Here is a 21,375-nt window from a genome sequence, read left to right as displayed (position 1 = left end):
AAGCGAAGGCGTGGGGCGGAGGCGGAGAACGCCAAGGGGGCCAAGCATCCGGCCTTCCCCCTACATGGAAGCCCGTCAAGGCCGGCGCCGTGAGCGGCACGATGCCGCTCGTCCACGATCCGAAGACAGGGCTACTCGCCGCGGGCAAGTTCCATTGCGGTGCAGAACGTCTCATGGTACCGTCGAGCCGCGCCGCGCGGCTCGGGGGATGTTTCACCTGTCCTCGCATCCGGTATACATTGGAGAGACTGAACCTCAATGAGTGATGATCCCGCGCTGAAACAGTATACAGCACGAATCGGAACGGTCCTCCGGGGCAAATGGCGCATCGATTCGCTCATCGGCGTCGGCGGGATGGCTGCGGTTTACGAGGCGACGCACAGGATCGGCCGGCGCTGCGCAATCAAAATCCTCCATCCGGAAATCGCGGTCTCCAAGGAGCATCGAGCCAGGTTCGAGCAAGAGGCGCTTGCAGTAAACCAGCTCGGTCACCCCGCAGCCGTCAATGTCCTCGACATTGACACGAGCGAAGATGGCTCGCCGTTCTTGGTGATGGAGTTGCTCGATGGTGAATCGCTCGGCAAGCGCGCTCAGCGCTCCGGCGGCATCGAGGAGCGCGAGCTGCTCCGCATCGTCTCGACCGTGCTCGAAGTGCTCGATGTCGCGCACGGGCTCGGCATCGTTCATCGAGACATCAAACCTGATAATCTGTTTTTGACCTCTTCGGGCGGCGTCAAAGTCCTCGACTTCGGGATTGCTCGAATGAAACAGGGCGGCTCCGTTCGTACACGCGTCGGTTCGATGCTCGGGACGATACCTTACATGTCGCCCGAACAAATCGCTGGTCGCGAAATCGATGGTCGGGCCGATGTCTTCGCCGTTGGCGCAACGATGTTTCGAATCCTAGCAAAACGCCATGTGCACGAGGGCTCCATGGAAAGCGAGCTCCTCATCAAAATGGCGACGCTGCCTGCGCCGGCCCTGCGCACCGTTGCCCCCTCTGTCAGCCCAGAGGTTTGCGCCATCGTCGATCGCGCGCTCGCTTTCGATCTATCGCGCCGCTATCCAACGGCCCGCGCCATGCGTGAAGACATCGAGCGAGTTCTGGGCGCCAAGGCTACCCCTCACGCGCCAGTCCCGGTGTCGATCCGAGCCGACGTGTCGTCCGCAATCAGTGTCGATGGGCCGACGATGGCTGCTCCTGCTCCCGACGAAGCGATGCAGGCACCCATGGTCACTCCTGCTCCCGACCAAGCGATGCAGGCACCCATGGCCACGTCCGGACGGCCTCAATCTGCTGCAACCAGCGCAGAAGCAGGCTCGAATTCTCGGTTCTTGATGATTGCAGTGATTGGCTCTGTCGTCCTCGTTGTATGCCTCGCCGCTGTCTTCTTCGTTGTTCGTTCGGGGGACTCCGCCGAAGACACTCGTGAGAGCGCGGACGATGACACGTCTCGAGAGGACAAGGCGAGCGGCACGATGGCCGCGTCTTCCAATACCAGCACGCCATCCTCGACCGCTGGGCCCTCATCGACGCGCCGGCCCGCCCCAAATGGCAAGTATCGCCTCCTCCTCAAAGACGGCAAATATCCGTTTTGCGTCACGTCGAAATTGAAGAATGCATATCCAGTGCGCACGAATGACGAGGGCGTCAAAGTGTGCAGCGGCACTCCCGAAGGGCCCATCCCGGTTGACGGCCTCAAAGCCTACCACCCCTCCGAGTTTCAATGGGAATAGCTTCGTGTCGACCTTCGGGGCGGGGCTTTGGGCTCCGGCGAGGCGGGCGGCGCCCAGCGAGCCTACGGCCCGATGCACTGGGGTCATCCTTGTAGGCTGATGTCGGTGTACGGGACCAACTCCACGAACATCACGGAACTACAGGGCTTTCCGTGTCGTGGGTGGATCGAGCAGGATGTCCACTCGGACGACGGTGCGGTTCCTCCGCTCTCCGCACCTTTGTCCGTGTACACTCCTCGGCATGGCAGGGATAACCCCACCCAAGGGGCGCTCGAGCACCGACGATGACGTCACGGTGCCGATGCTCGGGAACCGACGCGACGCATCCGTCGTTGAGCTCTCGAGCTCGGCGCTTGGGGAAGAAAAGACGACGGCACGGTGGACGGACGACGCACCCACGTTGGTGCGTTCGGACAATGACGCACCCACGTTGGTGCGCTCGGACAACAAAGCGCCAGCGCTGATCGGGAGCTTGATCTCGGAGAGGTACCGCGTCCACGAGCTTCTCGGGGAGGGCGGCATGGGAGCCGTGTACCGCGGCGAGCAGGTGCACCTCCGCAAGCAGGTCGCGATCAAAGTCCTCCAGCCGAGCGCCCGGAACCTTCCCCAGATCGTGGCGCGGTTCGAGCGCGAGGCGATCGCGGGGGCGCATATCCAGCATCCGAACGTGGTCTCGGCGAGCGACTTCGGTCAGCTCCCGGATCGGTCGCATTTTCTCGTCCTCGAGTATGTCGAGGGCACCCCGCTCCAGGACGTGATCGCCTCGGCGCCGCTCCCCGCGCGACGCGCGCTCCACATCGCGAGGCAGATCGCGTCTGCTCTGGAGGCGGTGCACGCGAAGGCGATCGTGCACCGCGATGTGAAGCCGCAGAACATCCTTCTCGACGCCCGTGATCAGGTCAAGCTCATCGATTTCGGCCTCGCCAAGGTGAACGTCGAGCTCCTTTCCACCGAAAGCCGCGAGGCCGCGCGCAAAGGCCAGGACCTCACCGCTGCCGACCAAGTCCTCGGCACGCTCAGTTATCTCGCGCCGGAGGCCGTGCGCGGCATGGAGGCCGTCGATGCTCGCGCAGATCTGTATGCGCTTGGAATCATTTTGTACGAAATGCTGTCCGGGCGAAGTCCGTTCGACGCGAGCGACGGCCAATCTTCCTTCCGGCAGCGGCTCCTCGAGGATGCGCCCCCGCTCCGCCAGCGTGCTCCGGGAGCAGGTATCCGCCCCGAAGTAGAGGCGATCGTGATGCGGCTCGTCCAGCGAGACCCAACCCAACGCTATCCGACAGCGACCAACGTGATCGCGGCCATCGACGGGGCCATTGCGGCGATGGAGGGCGCGCCGAGGCAGATCGAGCCGACCGTTTCGATGCACCTCGGTGCTCCGGGGCACCAGACGAGCGCGACATCGCTCGCGTCCCGGTGGACCTCGCCGGCAATGCGGCCGTGGCTCATTGCGACCATCGTCGTATTGCTCTTGCTCAGCATCGCGCTCTTGATCGCCATCCTGCAAAGCTGACCGAGACTCAAAAAGGCCACAGCGAGGGAGCAGGCTCGTTGCTCGACGGCAGCTCCGTGGGCTCCGTCGGTTCGGTGCCCGCAAGGAACACCTCCTCGATGCCCCCGACACCCGCGAGTTGACCGGTCTGCGGATCGATGGGCACGCGCACGAGCCCGACCGGCGGCGCGGCGAAGTCGGTACGCGGTGTCGTCTTGTGTGCCTCCTGCATGAACGCGATGAAGGCCGGCAGCGACGTCGTGCCGCCCGTCTCGCCGGCGCCGAGCGGAGAGGCGTCGTCGTAACCCGTCCAGACGGCGCACGCGATAGCCGGCGAGTAACCCACGAACCAGGTGTCTTTCGCGGCATTCGAGGTGCCCGTCTTGCCCGCGACGGGTATCGTCATGGTGCGCGCGCGCTTGGCTGTCCCCGACTCGACGACCGAACGCAAGAGGCTCGTCATGATGTAGGCCTCGGCTTCATCCATCACGCGGCGTGGAGGCGTTGCGTCGGGCAGCGGCAGCGGCTTGCCGTCCGGGCCGGTGATGCTCCGAATGAGCACCGGCTCACGGTACGTACCGCCAGCGGCGAACGTATTGTACGCGGCGACCATCTCGAACGGCGTAACCTCGTAAGCTCCGAGCGCCAGCGACAGATCCGCGCCGAGCTTCGAGGTGATGCCCAGGGATTGCGCCCACGCCGCGACCTTGGCCGGCCCGAGCTTGTCGAGCGTCCACACCGCGGCGACGTTGACGCTCGTGGCAAGCGCCTCGCGCAGCCGACGCGGAGACTGTCCGTCGCTCTCGTCGTAGTTGGCGGGTCGGTATTTCCCTCCGAGAGCGGCCGGATCGGTCTCGAGAATCGACGCCGCGGTGAATGCGCGCGTGTGGATCCCGTAGCTGTAAACGATCGGCTTGAACGTCGAGGCAGGCTGCCGATGCGCCGACCTCGTCCGATCGAGGGCGCCGCGCACGGCGTCATAGCCGCCGACGACGGCGAGCACTTCGGCCGTACGGACGTCGAGGGCGACGAGCGCAGCCTGGGGCCCAAGCGCGAGCTCCAGCCGTCCGCTCTGCGGGTCGCCGTTGGCAAAGGTGACGCGCACGACCTTGCCGACCTCGGCAAACTGGCTAGGGGGCAGGTTGCGAGGATGATAGCGCGTCGCTTTGTCCAACTTCACGATGCCTTCGGCCGTACCGACGCTCACGGTGAGCGTGCCGCGTCCGTCGTCGGCCTTCGTGACCACGCCGTTGTAGACGCGACTACTGCCCGGCGTGGGGGTTCCCTTGAAGGGAGCCGGATCGTCCTTGCGACGCTTGAGCGGAGCGACGAGCCCGCGGCGTGCGGCGTACGCGTCGAGGTTATTGCGCACCGCCGCCCTCGCCGCTGTCTGCAGCTTTGGATCGATCGTGGTCGTCACCGTGTAGCCACCGACGTCGGCCTGCGGGCCGACCACGGCGCCGAGCTCGCGCTCGACCTCGGCCACGACCTCGGGCGCCAGCTCCGCATTGTTTTCCGGCAGGGGGGCGAGGGTGATTTTCTGGCGAGCGGCGGCTTCCACGTCGGCGAGCGGCGCGAATCCTTTGTCGCCCATCTGCCGGAGTACGTAGCGCTGCCGCTCCTCGGCCTTGGCAAGGTCGACGCGCGGAGAGTAGACGCTTGGCCCCTTGACCAGGCCCGCGAGCGTGGCGGCTTCGGCGAGCTGCACGTCTCGAACGCTCTTGCCGAAGTAGTACCGCGCTGCTTCTTCAATGCCGTAGCGACCGTGCCCGAAATAGATGTGATTGAGGTAAAGCTCGAGGATCTCATCCTTCGTGAGCTCCTGTTCGATTCGGCGCGCGAGGATGAGCTCACGGATCTTGCGCGCGAAGGTGCGCTCGTTCGTGAGGAGCACATTCTTGACGACTTGCTGGGTGATCGTGCTGCCGCCCTGGCGCGTTCGCCCGGACCACACGTTCACCAAAAGTGCCCGCAGGATGCCGAAGTAGTTCAGCCCCTCGTGCGAGTAGAAGCTTGCGTCTTCCGCAGCCAAGACAGCGGACTTCATGCTCTTTGGCACCACCGAGATCGGGACGACCGTGCGTCGCACGGTGAAGAGCTCCGCGAGCGGTGTCCCGTCACGCGCGAGGATGCGCGTGACCTGCGGCGGACGGTAGTTCTTGAGCTCCGAGGTCTCTGGCAGGCCTTGGCCGTAGTACCAAATGAGGGCCGCAAACGAAAGAAAACCGAGGCCCAGCAATATCGAAGCGGCCGTAGCGATGCGCCACATCCACCGCCGCAAGCGTCGTTTCCAAGGCACCTTTCGCCTGCGCTCGTGGGCTTGATCCGGCGCTCGGCGAGCCGTGCTCGCTTGGCCAAGCGCCCTCGCGGAAATCCGTAGCGCGGAGGCGATTCGATCACCGAGCCGCGCGAACAATCGCGCTCGAGCTGGCCGCTCGACAGGTGCGGGCGGCTGCGCAGGGGGCGAGGCCGGCGACGATCCTGCGGCATTTCCTGCGGGCGGTGGCGACCAGTCGGGGATCGTCGGAGGGACGGCGTGCGGCGAGCGCGCGCCCGACGCGACCTTGTCAGGGTTGTCAAACCGATTCGTGGCCATTTACACTCCCCGCATGTTCGTGAGCCGATCGTGCGCGCTCGAATTGCCCTCTCGCAGGAGATCGTGAGAGTACCACGCGAGCGTGACAGAACGGTCATTCAGGGCATTCGGCTCCGCACACGGTGATATCGCCCGCACAGGTCTCGATTTGCTGCGGACACGCGCCGAACACGCATCGGGATCCCGGCGTGCAGTGCACCAGGCATGGGGTGCCCTCGATGCAGTTGATCACGCAATTCCCTTCGCACGAGACCTTGCACGTCAACGATCCCGTGCAGTCTACCAGCGCATCACGGCGCGCTCCTATCTCGCAGCCGCGCGGGTCTTTACATGAGACCTCGCACGCGTCGTCGCACACGTAGTCACAGGCGTTGGTCGTCATGCAGTTGGTATGCGGCAGGGCGCCAGCCCCTTGCCCGCTGCCGCGGGGCGCCTGGCTCGGCAGTCGAGGCTTGTCGCCGCCCGTCTTCGCGAGGCTGGGATCTACAACCGCAGCCGTGCTGCGAGTTCCCGCGGGGCTCCGTGTGGGCGACGAGGCCAGTGGCCCGAGCGCCCGGCTCGACGCGGGAGGCCTCGCGTCGGAATCGACGTGCACCGCGCGGTAATACACGAGGGCGAGCACGCCTGCGCCGAGCAACGGGAACGCCAGCGCGGCCCATCGCAGTCTTCGTCCGCGTACCGTGGTCACCGTCCACTGCGTCGCCTGGGTGAAGACCGACGCGGTGGAGGACGGCGCACGCGCTGGAGCGACCGCCGATCCAGCGCGCGCCGATGCGGCCGATGAAGGAACGAGCCCCTGTCCTGCCCCCGCCGCCGCTGCGTGCGGAGCGGCCACCGTCTTGTCAGTGCCGATCGCCTCATCTGGATGGCTGGAGGCCGCGGCTATGACGACCTGCTGGGGGATGGCGAGCGGTTGGCCGGCTCGGACTGCGCGTATGTCCTGCAGCATCGCCCTCGCGCTCGGGTAGCGCTTATCGCGCTCGAACGCGAGCGCTCGATCGACGATGGCGCACACGGCCTGGGGCGTCTCCGGAGCGACGCTCGCGAGTGACGGCGCCGGCAGCGAAGACATCTTGATGAGAAGCTCGGAATCGGAGTGCGCCTCGTGGATGCGCCTCCTCGTGATCAGCCGAAACATCGTCGCTCCGACCGCGAACACATCGGCGCGCGCATCGACGTCTTTGCCTGCGATTTGCTCCGGGGGCATGTACGCGATCGTGCCGAGCGTCGTTCCGGTGCGCGTGTGAACGGAGTTGGCCGCCTGTCGCACGCGGGCAACACCGAAGTCGAGCACCTTCAGGCGCCCGTCGCGCAGGCAGAACAAGTTGTCCGGTTTGATGTCGCGGTGGACGATGCCATGCGCGTGCGCCGCTGCGAGGACGTCCAAAAGCTCGTCGATGATTCGCAGGATCTCGGATATATCCATCCGGCCGCGACGGGCACGCGTGGCGAGCGACTCACCCTCGAGCAGCTCCATGACGAGGAACGGGCAACCGTCCTCGGTCGTGTCGACATCGCGGATCTCGACAGCTCCAGGATGCACGAATTGATTGACGGCACGCGCTTCCTGATCGAACCGCGCGCGCAGCTCGGGTACGCGAGCGATCTCGGGGTGGAGAATCTTAATGGCGTCTCGCCGCCCGATCTTGTGCACGGCGACGTAAACAGCCGCCATGCCGCCGGAACCCAGCAGCCGTTCGAGCGTCCACTTTCCGCACAGGACCGTGCCGACTCTGCGCTCTAGCTCGTGCTCATCCATGCCGGCCGGATGCTAACACCAAATGCACCGGCAGTTGACTGTCGAGCGTTCGATGTCCACAACAGTCGGGGCAGTGACAGAGACGACCACACGGCTCAAGAGCATCGGCGACCGCGATGTCCTTCGGTTTGGCCCCTGCACTCCAACAACACGCTCGCCAAACTCGCCCACGAGCGGCTCGCCGCTCGACCCGCGCCTCGTATCTGCATTCCGCCGTCGTATGCCAACCAATCGTCCCTGCAAGATTTCCATAGCCACCGGAACCGCCTCGCACGCTGCCGCGACCCCGGCCTTCGTCGACACGATGGGTGATGTCGGTGGTCTCCGAGGTGCCCTCCGACCCGTCATCGCTCGCTCGACGCTCGCTCGGCTCGATGGCCACGCGCCGGCCCCCGTCTCGCCCGATGGCCGACGCCACCAGCTCCGCAAGATTCCCTCTTGACAGATTTTCCTCGACGTGTTTGCCGCGCTCGCCGCGCGTGACATCGACGCCGCCACCTGGCGAGCGCTGCGAGGATACTGGCACGACGCGATCCGCAGCGAACTGCGGCGCGGCGACCCGATTCTGCCTCCAGGCACGATGCCGCATTCGTCGCGCTCCTCGAGCCCCCGTTTGTCCACAGAGTTTGTCTCGGCATGGAGTCCGGGTACGGACCTCGAACACCCGCATGCGCGAGTAGGGAGGAGCTGTGCCCCGACGAACTGAACCCAAGCCACTCTGCCTGAAAGTTGGCGCTCGTATTCGCGAACTACGCGAAGAGCGCGGGATGTCCTTGCAGGATCTCGCCGAAGCTGGCGCGATGTCCAAGGGACACTTGTCGAGTATCGAACAAGGTCTCGCGGCGATCACCATCGAGACCGTCGAGCGCATCACACGCGCGCTCGGCGCGCCGTCGCTGTGCGTCGTCACCTTCCCGGCAGATGATGAGCTGGATCGTATCGCGGATCTGGCTCGCAAGCTGCCGAAGGGCGAACGCCGCAAGCTTCGTAAGGAACTCGAAGCACGCGCGACGCACGAGCCCCCGAGGTAGCCTCTGCCTGGCTCACGTCGCGCCGTGTGATCGGGGCGCGCATTTGGAGCCAGTGCCGATCACGGCTGCTCCAGCCGCGTCCTTCTCGGGGTCGACCTTCTCTTCGCTAATGCCGCCGTGGTGGCGTTGAACGCCGTTCGGTGGATCTCCTGGACCACGCGTTCGGCTTGCTCGGAGGTCAAGGCGTAACCCCTGAACTCTTTGCTCCCTCGGGGGTCGATCACCCCCTCTTGGACGTACACGCACCCATCGCTCCCGAGCGCGAGGAGCTGGAGGCAGGCCCAGCGGAGCAAGCCCTTCGTGCCGTGCTGCGCGCATTCGTCGGCGGTGAGCGTGTATCCGGTGAACAGGCGCCGGCCCAGGGGCGGCTCCTCCTCGAATTGAACATAGATCCCACCGTCGCTCGCGAGTACGAGCTCGGTTTCCAGGGTCGGCGGCTCGGTTGTCATGCTTTGTCGTACTCCTCAAAGGGGGATTCGGACTTTCGCCGGGCCCCTCGTGCGTCCCGCCCACTTCCGCCCCCGCTCCCGCTTTCGCGAGCGACGGTAATACCACGCGTCGAAACCGAATTCTCGGCGGATTGAAGTTTTATTGCATCCGCCCGAGCATCTTGCGCGCATCGCGCACGGATGACGATTGACGCCCCGACCGGCAGCGTATTAGATCCATCAATGCGTTCGATCCCCAGGATCACCCTGAGCACCGCGCTGCTCGGAGGCCTCGCAATGGCGAGCGCCGGGTGCGGCGAACCCTCCGGCGAAGGTGATCCCGTGGCCGAAGCGCGTGCATTCCCGCTCGAGATCCTCGGCCCGCCGGGGACCGAGGTCACGGTCACCCTCGACGTGCCGGCCGCGCTGGCGGCGCGCCCAACCCTTTCGCTCGAGGTGACCGCGGACAACGTCGTGGCAGGTGAAGCGGCGTTCGTTGTGGTGAACGGCGGGGCGCCGATCGACCTCGGCGCGTCGGGCCTGGGGATCCGCCGCCCCTTCGGCGGTACGGGGCGCGGCACGATCCCCCTCGACGCCGGCGTGGTGAAGACGGGCGAAAACCGAATTGCCTTCAGGTACGCCCGCCAGGTCCCCGACGTCTCGGGCTTCCGCGTCCTCGGCTTGGCAATCCGTGCGTCCGACGACCCGGTGAACCAGATCGAACTCGATCTCCCGTGGGAGGACCCGGCCACGTGGACCGCTCCCCTCGCCGATCCCGCGGCGGTGGAGCGGGGGCGCAGCTACTTCACGACCATCTCACGCGACGGCGGCCCGACCTGCGCCCGCTGCCACGCCGACGACGGCGCGGATCTCGCCGTCTTCGCCTTCTCGAACCACAGCATCGAGGCGCGCGCCGAGCACCACCTGTTCTCCCCCGAGGAGGCCAAAGCGATCGCGAGTTATATCCGCTCCTTGCCGGTCGCTCCCGTGGGGCGCGTCCATGATCCGCCGTTTCAGCCCGGGCCCGGCATGCATGGCGAAGCGGGGGCCGGGTATGGCGCGGTCCTCGCCGACGACGCTGCGCTCGGCGCGGCCCTCTTCCCGGACGGCCTCCCCGCCGAGCCTGCCTGGGATGCGCTCGCCTCGCTCGATACCTCCGAGCTCCCGAGCCCGGTCGAAGTGCCGTCCTGGCTGCGCTGGCTCCCGCGCAAGATCGATCCGGATTGGTTCACGCGCGGAGGCGGGCTCCTCGCCAGCACCGAGGCCGCGCTCGCCGATCCGGGGACACTCGCCGACGCGCTCGCCTTCCAGTCGGCGGCGATCCAGATCGGCAAAGAGCTCCTCATCCAGGAGGGGGACCATCAGGGGCGAATCGAGCTTCTCCGCTACGCCGCGGTGAAGCTGTGGGCCTGGCAGCGTGCGCACGGCGGCTACGAGGGCCCGGACCACGGCTTCCCCGACGGCGGCCCAGCCTTCCCCTACGAGGTGGGCTTCGCCTTCTTCGAGGCCGCGCTCGCCGAAGCGGTGCCGAATGCGATGGCGCAGGCGCTTTCGTGGTGGGTCGCGCAGATCGCGGTCAACCCGGGGCGAGGTTTTTCGAATGGCGAGCGACCACTCAACTGGCGCGACGTCCTCCTGGCGGCGGAGGACGCCGGGCAAGGGCCGTCCACCATGACCTTCTTCCACCTCCTCGGGAGCTGGGAAGAGTCACGCGGGGCCCTCGCGGACGACTTCGGCACCGCGCAGGGGCCCGTGCGCCTGCTCGCCGTGCCCCTCCTCCACGTGGACGTGGCGACGCGCGAGGCGCTCTTCCGCCGCTTCTTCCGGCGTGAGGCCGCGTTCCTCGCCGAGGGCGGCACGCTCGCGCCCAACCATCACACCCTCCTTGCGAACGCCTGGCAGAGCGTCTGCGGGGAGTTCTCGGCCGCGCAGCGTCAGGACCTGCGCGCCGTCGCGCCGGCCGAGATCGAGCCGGACCTCACCGCCTGCCAGGAGAACTCGCCATGAGAGGACGTCGTCTTGCTTGGACAGGGCTCACCCTCGCGCTGCTCGTCGTGCCGTTCGCCCTCGCCTCCTGTGGAGGCGACGACCCCGGCGTGAAGCAGGATCCGCCGGGCGTCTCGGCGGCCTGCGAGGGGGACGCGTGCTCCTTCTGTGACCCGAAGGTGTGGGGGGGCGTGACACCGGATGCCACGACCGATCTCGTCATCCCCGACGGGATGACGGTCGTCGTCGATTGCGCGGCCGAAGCGCGCACGCTCCGCGTCGAGGCCGGAGGGACGCTCTCGGCCTCGCGCGAGGTCTCGTCGACCCTCACCCTGCACGGTAACCTCGTCGTCGCCGGGACCGTGGACTACGGGACACCGGAGGGGCGGATCCCGGCCGGCGTCACCGCCGAGATCATCTTCACCGGCATGAAAGACGAGGCCTACCAGGGCACGCCGTCCGTCGAGGCGGGCGACGACGGGTGGACCTCGGTCGAGACCCCGATCGAGATCATCGACGGCGACATCGGGCTCTGGGTGGCGGGGAGCGGTCGCCTGCTGGCCGCGGGGCAGGAAAAGCGCGCCTGGGGCCGGCTGACCGACGGAGCAGGCCCGGCGGACCTGACCTTCACCGTCGACGACGCGTCGGGGTGGCAGGTGGGCGACCACGTCACGCTCACGCCGACGGTGCCGCGCAGCGCGGGCGAGACCTGGGTGAGCCAATTCGATGAGGCGAAGGTCGCGGCCGTGGAGGGCAACAAGGTCACCCTCGAGGCCGATCCGAGCTTCACGCACGACGGCTGTGGCGATTGCATGCGGCGGGGAGAGGCCGCGAACCTGACCCGAAATGTCGTCATCCGGTCGGCGGACGACACGAACCACGCGCACATCATGGTCCTCGAGCAGGGGATCGCGCAGCTCGACAGCGTCGAGCTCCGGTGGCTCGGGCCTGAGAAATGCGGCGGACCCCCGCGCCGGGCTGCCCTCTATTTTGGCGCGCAGAAGGAAGCGTCCGACCCGTCCTTCGTGCGCCACGCCGCGATCTGGGGCGGGCAGCGGAGCTTCGTCGTGATCGAGAAGTCCCACGGCATCGAGGTCTCGGACGTCGCCGGCTACGACACGTATGGCCCCGGGTTCGCGATGTTCTACGACACGAACGGCTGCGGGACGCGCTGCGAGGACCGGGCGGAGAACGCGCCCCGCGGCATCGTCTTCGATCACGTCCTCGCGGCGAGGGTGGGCGCGTCGAAGCGCGACGAGGAAGGGGGCTGCCTGCGCATCGATCATCGCCTGGCCGGGTTCGAGCACAGCGGCGGCGAGGGATCGGGCGCCCGCGACTGCGTCGCCGTCGGTATCGGCTGGGACAGCGGTGGGTCGGACGTCGCCGGGTTCGGCTGGGTCGAGGGGGGATCGGGGCGCCCGGAGGATTTTACCTTCACCGGCAACGTGACCCATAACAGCGGCGCGCACGGCGCGATGGTGTGGCACAACGACGACGAGCGCCTCCAGGCCCCGTACACGAACAACGAGTTCTGGTCGAACGCGGGCTACGGCATCCACTGGGGCGCCTATGGCAACCAGTTCGAGTTCGACGACGTCACGATCGTCGACAACGGGTTCGACAGCATCGCGATCAAAGCCATCCCCATGAGCGATCGCCCGCGCATGGTCGACGTCACGCTCGAGAGCGTCACCATCCTGTCCTACGTCTTCGTGCAGACGATCCCGGCGACCTTCCGCAACTTGACCTTCACGGGGACGCGCCCGGTCGGCATCAGCCGCACGTTCCAGGAGGCGTGCCCCGACGCGGTCAAGGATGATGATCCGAACGATCCCGACTGCATCCGTGACTGGCTGCGCTTCGAGAACGTCTCCTTCGCGGCGGGCATGAAGCCGTTCGATTTCGGAAAGGCCCCGAACAAGCACTCGGTCTGGGAGATCCGCGGCTTCTCGAGCCCCGACCACGCCATGCTCCCCGCGGACTTCGACCTCCATCGCGCCGACAACCAGGTCCCCGGCGGCTCGTATTACGAGCCGTTCGACGCCTGGCTCGTGCCGCGTTGACCCGCCTGTCCACTCGGTTCGAGGACAGCGTCATCCCTCTTCCAGAGGCTCTCGCCTCTCTCGGAGGGCGCTCTCGTCCCTCCCCTTCCCTGCTGTCGATGCTCTCCGGGACCATCTCGTCCGCCCTCGGAGACACCCTCGTCCCTTTCGGAGAGGGTTCTCATCACACCTCGAGGACACGCTCGACCCTCTTGCAGGATGGTCTCGTCCCTCCGGGAGACGGTCTCGTCTGTCCCTCGAGACAGTCTCACCTGTCTCGAGAGACAGTCTCACCCGTCCCGGAGACGGTCTCACCCGTCCCGGAGACGGTCTCACCCCACCCGGCGACCGGTCCCGGATCGCGTGCGTTACACGCGCGTGTCACACGCGCATGACACCCGTCATGCGCGCGTCACAGCGGGAGGCGCGCCGGGGCGTACGCCGCCCCGCGAACCAGGCCAAATCCGCAACAGGGACGCTGTGGCATACTGGATGCTCTGGGGGGCCGGCACCGCCCTGGAGGACACGATGGCTTCGAAAATGCAACTCTTCTCGCTCCTGCTGCCCGCCCTTCTCGCCGCCTGCGGAGCTCCTGGCGCGCTCGATGACGACGATCAGGACGTCGCGATGAGCGAGGACGAGACCACGCTCGAGACGCCCCCCGAGTCCTCGTCCCTCGATGCCACGCTCTGCCTGAGCTACTGCGACTCCGAGCACAAGATCATCGGGTGCGACGATCGCACCGACCGCACGGCGCCGACGGAGGGCATCAAGCCCTGGTCGTACGTGGGCTGGTTCGGCAATGGTTGCACCGGGACGCTCATCGGCAGCAACGTGGTGCTCTCGGCGGCGCATTGCTTCGTCACCGGAGGGACCAACAACTTCACGCAGGGCCCCATCTCGTTCTCGCTCGGGCAGACCAGCATTCCCGGGCCCTGGACGGGGGCGCCAGGGAGCCCGTGCACGAGACCTTATGGAACGCAGTACATAAAAAGCGTGACGGTCCCGGACGAGTACGACAATACGGACACCACCGTCGCCAACAAGTCCTGGGATTATGCGGTGGTGATCCTGAACGACGCGCCTGCGGACGCTGAGCCGATGCCATACGGGTACACCGACTGGAGCTACCTCCAGACCGAGGAGTCGCAGTCCATCGGCTATCCAAGCATCGACAAGATCCTCGGGACCCTCTGGGACACCGGCCGCAAGAGCTTCCTCGGGCGCTGGCTGAACCCGACCGACCTGAACCTGAGCGGCGTGCTCTACGTCGACAACGACGGCGAGGGAGGGCAGAGCGGATCACCCGTGTTCTACGATTACATGAACGTCTCGGGGGATGGCACGATCTCGCTCGAATACAAGCTCACCGGCGTCCTGATCGGCAGCACGGTCTCGGCGTGCCAGGCCGGCCAAAACTGGGCGGCGAGGCTCGTGCCGAGGACGGTGGACCGCATCGACACCTGGAAGGTCGACCCCGACAGCATGACCTACCCGCGCAAGTACAAGGCCTTCACCGGCACGGAGATCAAGGCTGCCACGATCGGCTGCTTATGACGCCTCCCGGCGGAGCCGGTGATCTCCCCATGCATCCGGAGCCGTTCCGATGGGATCGACATTCGTGGAGTTTCGCGGCCGAGGCTTCGAGGCGAGTGATTCGACGCTCGAGATCTGGCTCCTCCTCCTCGTGGAGGCAATCGACCCATTGCCGAGCATTCCCGACTGGCTCGAGGAAGCGCGCCAGGAGTGGCACACGCAAGCCACCGCCGGGTTCGGCTTTGGCGTGATGCCAGGCCTGGACGCGATCGTGACCAGCTCGGAGCGACGCGAGGTCATCCTCGATCTTTGTTCGAAGGCCATGAAGCGGCTACACGACTACGGTCCGGTCGTTCCCAAAGCCGAGCTCAACGCGATTCTCATGGGCGGCCCGCAAAACATGTTCACCGAGGACGTCTCGACCGAACTGTTCGAGAGGGTCGGCGATTCCTTCATGAAGCTTCTGCGTGACGAGTTCCGGGACGAATCCTCGGTAGAGAACTCCGTTGCTCAGTGAACGAAGAAGCCGCCAGCGGCGGCGCAGCCTTCGCAGAACACCGCGAACGACTCCAGGAGCGCGAAGAGCTCGCGTTCGTGCTCGAGCGGTTCGAGCTTCGCGCGCGTAGCTCCGAGCATCGCCCGAAGTCCGGCGGCCGTGAGCGCACACTCTCGCTCGCTCAGCCACGCGCCGTCGTTGAAACAGAGCTTGAAGAGCGGAACCCCTTCGCCCTCCGGAGCCTGGATGCGCAAGGCCCTGTCCCGCTCGGCTCCTTCTGCCGGGACCAAGGGGCGTAGGTACGACTCGTTGAGTACGCCGACGTTCGCGAGCGCCTCGCGCACCCGCTCCATGGCGCCAACGTCGAGGCGAAGGTATCGCGCGTCGTCCGGTGCTTCCGTCGCGACCGCGCCCTCCCGCCGAAGGATGGGATGGTCCGCGCGATAGAGGTCATAGCCCATGGTATTTGCCGATCAGGAGGTCCTCGAGCGTCGCGCGCTTCTCGGGAGGGAGCGTCGCGAAGCGAAAGCGACCACGCACGCCATACGCTTCGATGCGGTGGGAGAGCCGGCGAACGACGTTCTCGACCGGCACCACCATACGAATGCCGTCGAACTGGAGGACGCCGTCGCCGAGGTCGTCTGGGAACGTGTACACCCAGAGCCACATCCCGCTCCGGGGTGCGGAAGGCGTCTCGAGGTAGCAGCCGAGGACGAAGTCGACGCTCTCGTCGTCCTCGACGATGCCGTAGTTGCCGACGGTGATCCGCTCGCCTGCGGGCCCGAGGATCGGAAAGGCTCTTTCGAGAGCCGGCGCCAAGCGCGGCATCGACCCGCCCTCCGCACGCGCGAAGACTTCGACGAAGGACGGCAGCCGATCGGCAATCAGCTGGCGCTCGGTGGCGAGGTCCGCTGCGTTCACGAGCGGACCCTAGCCGACTTCCAGCGATGCGAGAAGCAACCGTTCGGCGAGCGGCGAAATCTTCCCCGAGGTCTCGTCGCCGTGACCGCGCGACGGCGCGCGTTATTCGGCGTGCGGGCCGAGGACGTAGCGCGGCTCGTGTACGAGCTTGACGTCCATCGCGCCGGAGCCGTCGTTGACGGGAGTCGGCAAACCGCCGCCGTCGCCGAGGTACCCGGAGATTCCGGCACACGCGATCGCGCCGCTCTCGAGCCGCGCGCACAGGCGCCCGCCGCCGCTCGCGATCTCGATCGGCTTGCCGGCGAACGACAGCGGCTCGCCGCCGAGCACATCACTGAACTTTCCCGCGCAAGTCACGCGGTTCGCGCCGTCGACCGCGCAGACGAATCCGTCTCCGATCGCGACGTCGCGCGCGCGCTCGAACGGCATCTTGACAGCACCGTCATCGAAACCGGCGCCCCAGCAATACGTGTCGCCTGCGCGCGTGATCGCGCACGTCGTCACGCGGTTCGACTCGAGGTGGACGACGCCGTCGAAGGCCGCCACGCGGTGCAGAACGCCGTCGTCCTGCTCTTTGCCGTGTGCCACGCCGAGCACGCCAAAATAATTTTGGCCCCAACACCACACCGCACCTGCTGCATCGGTCGCGCACGAGAACCCGGAGCCGGCCGTCAGGAGCGTGGCTCCGCGAATCGGCACCTTGCTCCGCGCGTATTCGCCGCCCGCGCCCGCCGGCGCCCGCTTTGCCTCGCGATCGCCGAGATTCCCGAGCACCGGCGGCACGCCGGTCACGAATACGGGGGCCACGCAAACGACCTCACCACGAACGATGGCGCAGACGTGATGGTCGCCGACCGCGATTCGTGAGGCGCCCGCGAGCGCCCGAACCTCTCCGCTCCCGCAGGCTTGATCGCACAGCGCGGTGAAGATTCCTTCCGTGCAGCGGACGGTGCCTCGCGAGAGCGTGCACGTACCTTCCATCGAAGTCGCGACCTGGTCCCCGGGTTCGAATGGCAGCTCAACGGCCAGAGCCGCGTGCTTGCTCTCGCAAAGATTCATCCGACCGCGCTTCTCGTCGCGCCCCCAACACGCCACGCGACCGCCGTCGAGGAGCGCGCACGTGTGGAGCTCGCTCGCGACGAGAGCCGTGGCCTTCGCCGACCGATCGGCGAGCGGCGCCGCGCAGCCAAGCGGCGGCACGCCGGCGAGCGCCGGAGGCGGCGGCAGCGAGGGCGCAGGAGTCGCCGGATGCTCGGGCGCGCCCCCGCATCCGGCGGACTCCATGAGAACGAAAGCGACGGCCGTACAGGAGCGAGCGAACTGGACGGAGGCGAAGGACGGCATAGGCTCGGGAGGGTAGCTAACGCGAAGATCTTTTGCAAAGCCGCCCGCCGCCTCCCGCCAGGCTCGTCGGGTCAAGCCGCACGATTCGCATTCCACGCGGATGAAGCCGTATTCGAGGATCCCGCAGCGCAGATACGCCTCGACCTCGCGCACGACGAATCGCGGCAAACTGCGGCAGGAATCAACGGACGATCACGCGCACCGGAGAGCCGGGCAAACCCTGCAGCCCCACCCGCACCGGCTTCTTGGACACGAGTTCGAAGCTGTAGCGCCGCAGCAGCGTGCCCAGGACCAGCTTCATCTCGTACAGCGCAAAGGCGGCCCCGATGCAGCGCCGATTCCCGCCGCCAAATGGCAGGAATTCGAAGGGGGAATAGGTTCGCTCCAGGAATCGCTCGGGACGAAATACCTCCGGCTCCGGAAATACCGCGGGATCGTGGTGGGCCCAGATGATTTGCGCGAACACGCCTGCTCCGGCCGGCAACTCGTAGCCCGCGATCTGCATCGGCACATTCAGCTTGCGTCCCACCCCCGGGCTCGGCGGGCGCAGGCGCAGCGTCTCGTTACACACCGCTTCCAGATACGGCGCCTTGGCCAGCGCCTCGGGCTCCGGATCCTCGCCCAGCGCCGTCAGCTCGTCCTGCAGCCGGCGCAGCACGGCTGGCGCGTTTCCGAGAAAATAGAGCACCCAGGTGAGCGCGCCCGCGGTCGTGGTGTACCCCGCGAAGAGCAGGGTGTGGAGCTGCTCGAAGATCTGCAGGTCATTGAGCGCCGTCCCGTCTTCCTGGCGGGCTTCCAGGAGCAGACTCAGGATATCGGTGCGCTCGGCGGGCTCGGCGCGGCGGCGGGCGAGCTCCGGATCGAGGAAGCTGCGCAGGTCCTGGGTCGCGCGCTGCCTGCGCGCCCACGGGCCGAAGCCCCCGAACTCCCGGCGCAGCCAGGGAATCACGAGGGTGATGTTCAGGCCCAAGGAGAAGCTCTTGCGTAGCGCCTCGAGCAGCTCCTCGAGGCGCGCCACTTCCGCCGGCGCAGTGACTCCGAACACGATGTGGATGATCGTCTGCAGCGAGATCTTGTGCATGAGGTCCTGCGCCACCAGCTCTTGGCCCGGCCTGAGGTCCCGGGAGTGCTGCAGGGCCAGGTCGCAGATCTGCTTCCCATACAGGCGCATGCGCTGCCCGTGAAATGGCGGCATGAGCAGCTTGCGCATGGCCGTGTGCCGCGCGCCCGAGAGCACGAACAGCGACGACTCTCCCATCGCCGCGGCGAAGCTCTCGGCCAGCATCTGGTCGAGGGCCTCCGGCGGCACCGCGAACACGGAGCGCAGACCCTCCGCGGTGCCGGTGGCCAGCCCCGGTTTGCCGTTCATCTTCGGGAGCGACATCGGATCGCCGTAGCGCTCCCGCAAGCGCAGCGTGTAGCCGATCGGATCCATGATCCCCTGAATGTTCGCCAGGATGTTGCTCGTGGGGCCTTTGGGCAAAGTGGTCATGGGGCACGCTCCTTCGATTGTACTGCCAGCTTGGGCTCTCTAGATTGGCATCGTTGTAGGGGGATGGGACATCCAAGTATCGCAAGCGGCGGGCCAGCCCGGAGAGCGGCGCCGGACGCGCCGGCTCTGAAGCGTCACGGCGAAAGGACCGGCAGGACGATCGCCGAGGGCGCCTCGCGCGAGCGCGCGATCGTCTGGGTGGCGGCCACGTAATCGGACTCCTTCGCCGCAAAGATGCTGTCCACGTAGCGCTGCGGATTGCGATCGATGACCGGAAACCAGGTGCTCTGCACCTGCACCATGATCCGGTGCCCTTTGAGGAACGTGTGGGCGCGGGTCTCGAGGTCGATGGCATAACGCAGCACCTTGCCGGACGGGATGGGCGCGGGCTTGGCGAAGCTGTCGCGGAAGCGCCCGCGCAGGACCCTGCTCGCGACCATGAGCTGATAGCCGCGCATGTCGGCGGCCGGCTCGGCGGGTTTTTCACCGTCCGCCTGCGCCTCGGGCGGCGGCTTCGGATCGCCCTCCGGGTAGACGTCGATGAGCTTCACGATCCAGTCGCTGTCCGTGCCCGACGTCGACGCGAAGAGCTCGGCGACGATATCGCCGGCCACCGTGAGATCCGCGTCGAGCGGGCCCGTCGAGAAGCTCAGCACATCGGGCCGGTGATCGACGAAGCGCTGATCCTGCACCATCCACGTCCCCCACTGGCTGCCCGTCAAGAGCGGCTGGATCGGGCGAGGGACAAAGGGCACCGGGTTCTGCGGATCGGAGACGTAGCTGTCGACGGCGCCCCGGCCCGTCTCCGTGGGCGGCTCGAACGACAAGGCCCGGCCCGCGCGCAGGTAGAGCTTTTTCTTGGTGACGCCGGCCTCGGGCGGCCAGCGATCGAAGGTGCGCCAGCGGTTCGTGCCGGTCTCGAAGATCGTCGCCTCGGGCTGGTCCTCGGTGGGTTTGTCGTGGAGCCAGTGGGCGAGCCAGGGGACCACGATTTTGTCCCGGTAATGCACGCCGGTGTCGCTGCCGAAATCCACGGGTCCGAGCTTGCGCCCGGGGCTGCCCCATCCGCCGTGGTTCCAGGGGCCCACGACGAGGTGGTTCTTGCGCGCGGCGTCGCTCTTCTCCAGCGTCGCGTAGATGCCGAAGGGCCCGTAAAAATCCTCCTGATCCCACCAGCCCGCGACGTTGAGGATGGGGATCGTCGCCTTGCGCAGGTGCGACACGATCGCGCGCCGCTCGAGGAACGCGTCCAGGTTCGGGTGCGCGACGAAATCGTTCCAGGTCGGCATCTTGCCGTGGAAATGGCGCGCGTCGGCGTTGGCGAGCGGCCCGAGGTCGAGGAAAAAATCGTACAGATCGGAGCGGCCGTACGAGAAGACCGTGTTCGCCTCCTTGCTCGTCTCCATCCTGGCGACGTACTCGAAGCCGTAGGCCAGCCGGAATGCGCCGTTGTGGCGGAAGTCGTCGCCGGTGAACTCGTCGGCGGGAGAGGCCTCCTCGACGATCACTCGCAATGCGGGGTGCGGCTCGAGCAGGGCCATGGTGGCCGTCCAGGCGCCGTACGAGGTGCCCATCATCCCCACGCGGCCATTGTTGCCGGGCACGTTCTTCACGAACCATTCGATGGAGTCGTGCGCGTCGGTGGCGTCGTCCACGCCGCGCGGGTCGGCCGGGTCGTGTGGCGGCGGGCTGATGACGAACGTCCCCTCGGAGCCGAAGCGCCCGCGGCAGTTCTGGACCGCGTAGATGTAGCCGTCCGCGCGGAGTGCGTCTGCCCCGGGGTTTTCCAGGGCAGAGGCGTCCTCGGGGATGCCATAAGGCGAGCGCAGGAAGAGCACGGGCAATGGCTTCTTCGCGTCGACGGGCGAGAAGATCACCGTCTCGAGCTTCACCCCGTCACGCATGGGGACCATCGCCTTCGTCATCGTGAAAGCGGGGGGCCTGGGCGCAGGCGCGGGCGCGGGTTTGTCGGCCCGGGCGGGCGTGGGGGGGTTTTCCGTGGGCTTCGCGCTGGAGGGCGGATTGGCGCTCGCGCACGCGAGCGCGAGGAGCGGGGCGAGGAGGGGGGCCGCTTGGCGCACAGGCGGAGCGTAGCATGTCACAGGCATCCACCGCGCCCTCGTCGCCCACGACTGCTTGTCGCAATGCCGCATGCGGCGCGAGCACGCCGTGAAACCGATCCGGACTCGATGACCCCCGTGCGCGAGGTCATCCACGATCACATCCCGCGCCCGCGGGCGACCTCTCCAGCACGGTGCTCGACGCCCGGCGGCAGGCCGGTCTCAGTCGCGCGGACCGCTTGCGTCGCGCGGCGCCGTCACGAGCTTCGTGCCGCAGAACGGGCAGAACGCGATCGCGGGGCCATACGTCCGCTGATAACCCGCCGTGCCGGACGAGCCCTGCTCGAGATCGGCGAGCCAGAACCCCTTTGCATCTTCGCGCACGAAACTGAGGTTGCGTGCGTCGGCAAAGGCTTTGCATGAGCATCCCGTCACGTCCTTCGTCACCGTCTCAC

16 protein-coding genes are annotated in these 21,375 nt (G+C 67.0%); 7 read left to right on the top strand and 9 right to left on the bottom strand.

Translation table 11 applies throughout. The features are described 5' to 3' along the window. The first annotated feature begins 258 nt into the window (after nt 1-258). Nucleotides 259-1,737, top strand: coding sequence for a serine/threonine-protein kinase (locus QHF83_RS29160; RefSeq protein ID WP_282421246.1), 1,479 nt, complete (start codon nt 259-261; stop codon nt 1,735-1,737). Between the two features lie 403 nt (nt 1,738-2,140). After that, nucleotides 2,141-3,250 carry a serine/threonine-protein kinase gene (locus QHF83_RS29155; RefSeq protein ID WP_282421252.1) on the top strand — a complete coding sequence of 370 codons (1,110 nt, stop codon included), beginning with the start codon at nt 2,141-2,143 and terminating at the stop codon, nt 3,248-3,250. Nucleotides 3,251-3,257: 7 nt separating this feature from the next. Here QHF83_RS29155 and QHF83_RS29150 read toward each other — a convergent pair whose 3' ends face one another. Both QHF83_RS29150 and QHF83_RS29145 read right to left on the bottom strand, forming a co-directional pair. After that, the gene (locus QHF83_RS29150) at nt 3,258-5,498 is read right to left on the bottom strand and encodes a PBP1A family penicillin-binding protein (protein WP_282421245.1); all 2,241 of its coding nucleotides are present in this window, start codon (nt 5,496-5,498) and stop codon (nt 3,258-3,260) included. Nucleotides 5,499-5,919: 421 nt separating this feature from the next. Continuing rightward, nucleotides 5,920-7,584: a serine/threonine-protein kinase gene (locus QHF83_RS29145; RefSeq protein WP_282421244.1), complete on the bottom strand. Its 1,665-nt coding sequence runs from the start codon at nt 7,582-7,584 to the stop codon at nt 5,920-5,922. A 689-nt stretch (nt 7,585-8,273) separates the two neighbouring features. Between QHF83_RS29145 and QHF83_RS29140 the strand changes: the two genes are divergently transcribed. Then, on the top strand, nt 8,274-8,615 hold the full coding sequence (locus QHF83_RS29140; RefSeq protein WP_282421243.1) for a helix-turn-helix domain-containing protein: 342 nt from the start codon (nt 8,274-8,276) through the stop codon (nt 8,613-8,615). A 59-nt stretch (nt 8,616-8,674) separates the two neighbouring features. Here the strand turns inward: QHF83_RS29140 and QHF83_RS29135 are convergent, their stop codons facing one another. Further along, nucleotides 8,675-9,064 carry a hypothetical protein gene (locus QHF83_RS29135; protein ID WP_282421242.1) on the bottom strand — a complete coding sequence of 130 codons (390 nt, stop codon included), beginning with the start codon at nt 9,062-9,064 and terminating at the stop codon, nt 8,675-8,677. 222 nt (nt 9,065-9,286) lie between these two features. Between QHF83_RS29135 and QHF83_RS29130 the strand changes: the two genes are divergently transcribed. From QHF83_RS29130 to QHF83_RS29115, 4 genes are all read left to right on the top strand, one after another. Next, nucleotides 9,287-11,050, top strand: coding sequence for a hypothetical protein (locus QHF83_RS29130; RefSeq protein ID WP_282421241.1), 1,764 nt, complete (start codon nt 9,287-9,289; stop codon nt 11,048-11,050). Beyond that, nucleotides 11,047-13,092: a G8 domain-containing protein gene (locus QHF83_RS29125; RefSeq protein WP_282421240.1), complete on the top strand. Its 2,046-nt coding sequence runs from the start codon at nt 11,047-11,049 to the stop codon at nt 13,090-13,092. The genes QHF83_RS29130 and QHF83_RS29125 overlap by 4 nt, the downstream gene beginning before the upstream one ends. A gap of 507 nt (nt 13,093-13,599) precedes the next feature. After that, entirely contained in the window at nt 13,600-14,628 is a 1,029-nt protein-coding gene (locus tag QHF83_RS29120) for a trypsin-like peptidase domain-containing protein (protein ID WP_282421239.1), read from the top strand. A gap of 130 nt (nt 14,629-14,758) precedes the next feature. Continuing rightward, nucleotides 14,759-15,124, top strand: a complete 366-nt coding sequence (locus tag QHF83_RS29115) for a hypothetical protein (RefSeq protein ID WP_282421238.1) — start codon at nt 14,759-14,761, stop codon at nt 15,122-15,124. Here QHF83_RS29115 and QHF83_RS29110 read toward each other — a convergent pair. The 6 genes from QHF83_RS29110 to QHF83_RS29085 all read right to left on the bottom strand — a co-directional run bounded on the left by QHF83_RS29110 (nt 15,118) and on the right by QHF83_RS29085 (nt 21,304). Next, nucleotides 15,118-15,456 (bottom strand): hypothetical protein, encoded by a 339-nt coding sequence (locus tag QHF83_RS29110; RefSeq protein ID WP_282421237.1) that lies wholly within the window; start codon nt 15,454-15,456, stop codon nt 15,118-15,120. The two genes, QHF83_RS29115 and QHF83_RS29110, sit on opposite strands and share 7 nt — an antisense overlap. Before the next feature lie 97 nt (nt 15,457-15,553). Beyond that, nucleotides 15,554-16,024 carry a hypothetical protein gene (locus QHF83_RS29105; RefSeq protein ID WP_282421236.1) on the bottom strand — a complete coding sequence of 157 codons (471 nt, stop codon included), beginning with the start codon at nt 16,022-16,024 and terminating at the stop codon, nt 15,554-15,556. 102 nt (nt 16,025-16,126) lie between these two features. Continuing rightward, complete coding sequence (locus QHF83_RS29100) at nt 16,127-17,308, bottom strand: hypothetical protein (protein ID WP_282421235.1); 1,182 nt, start codon at nt 17,306-17,308, stop codon at nt 16,127-16,129. Between the two features lie 241 nt (nt 17,309-17,549). Continuing rightward, nucleotides 17,550-18,860, bottom strand: a complete 1,311-nt coding sequence (locus QHF83_RS29095; protein WP_282421234.1) for a cytochrome P450 — start codon at nt 18,858-18,860, stop codon at nt 17,550-17,552. Between the two features lie 134 nt (nt 18,861-18,994). Then, nucleotides 18,995-20,941: a CocE/NonD family hydrolase gene (locus tag QHF83_RS29090; RefSeq protein ID WP_282421233.1), complete on the bottom strand. Its 1,947-nt coding sequence runs from the start codon at nt 20,939-20,941 to the stop codon at nt 18,995-18,997. A 201-nt stretch (nt 20,942-21,142) separates the two neighbouring features. After that, complete coding sequence (locus tag QHF83_RS29085; RefSeq protein WP_282421232.1) at nt 21,143-21,304, bottom strand: hypothetical protein; 162 nt, start codon at nt 21,302-21,304, stop codon at nt 21,143-21,145. Nucleotides 21,305-21,375: the final 71 nt, after the last annotated feature.

The organism is Polyangium sp. 15x6 (genome assembly GCF_029960785.1).
In the GTDB taxonomy this organism is placed as follows: domain Bacteria; phylum Myxococcota_A; class Polyangia; order Polyangiales; family Polyangiaceae; genus Polyangium.
The sequence above is the reverse complement of the archived record's forward strand: the minus strand, read 5'-3'. Positions and strand labels throughout refer to the sequence as shown.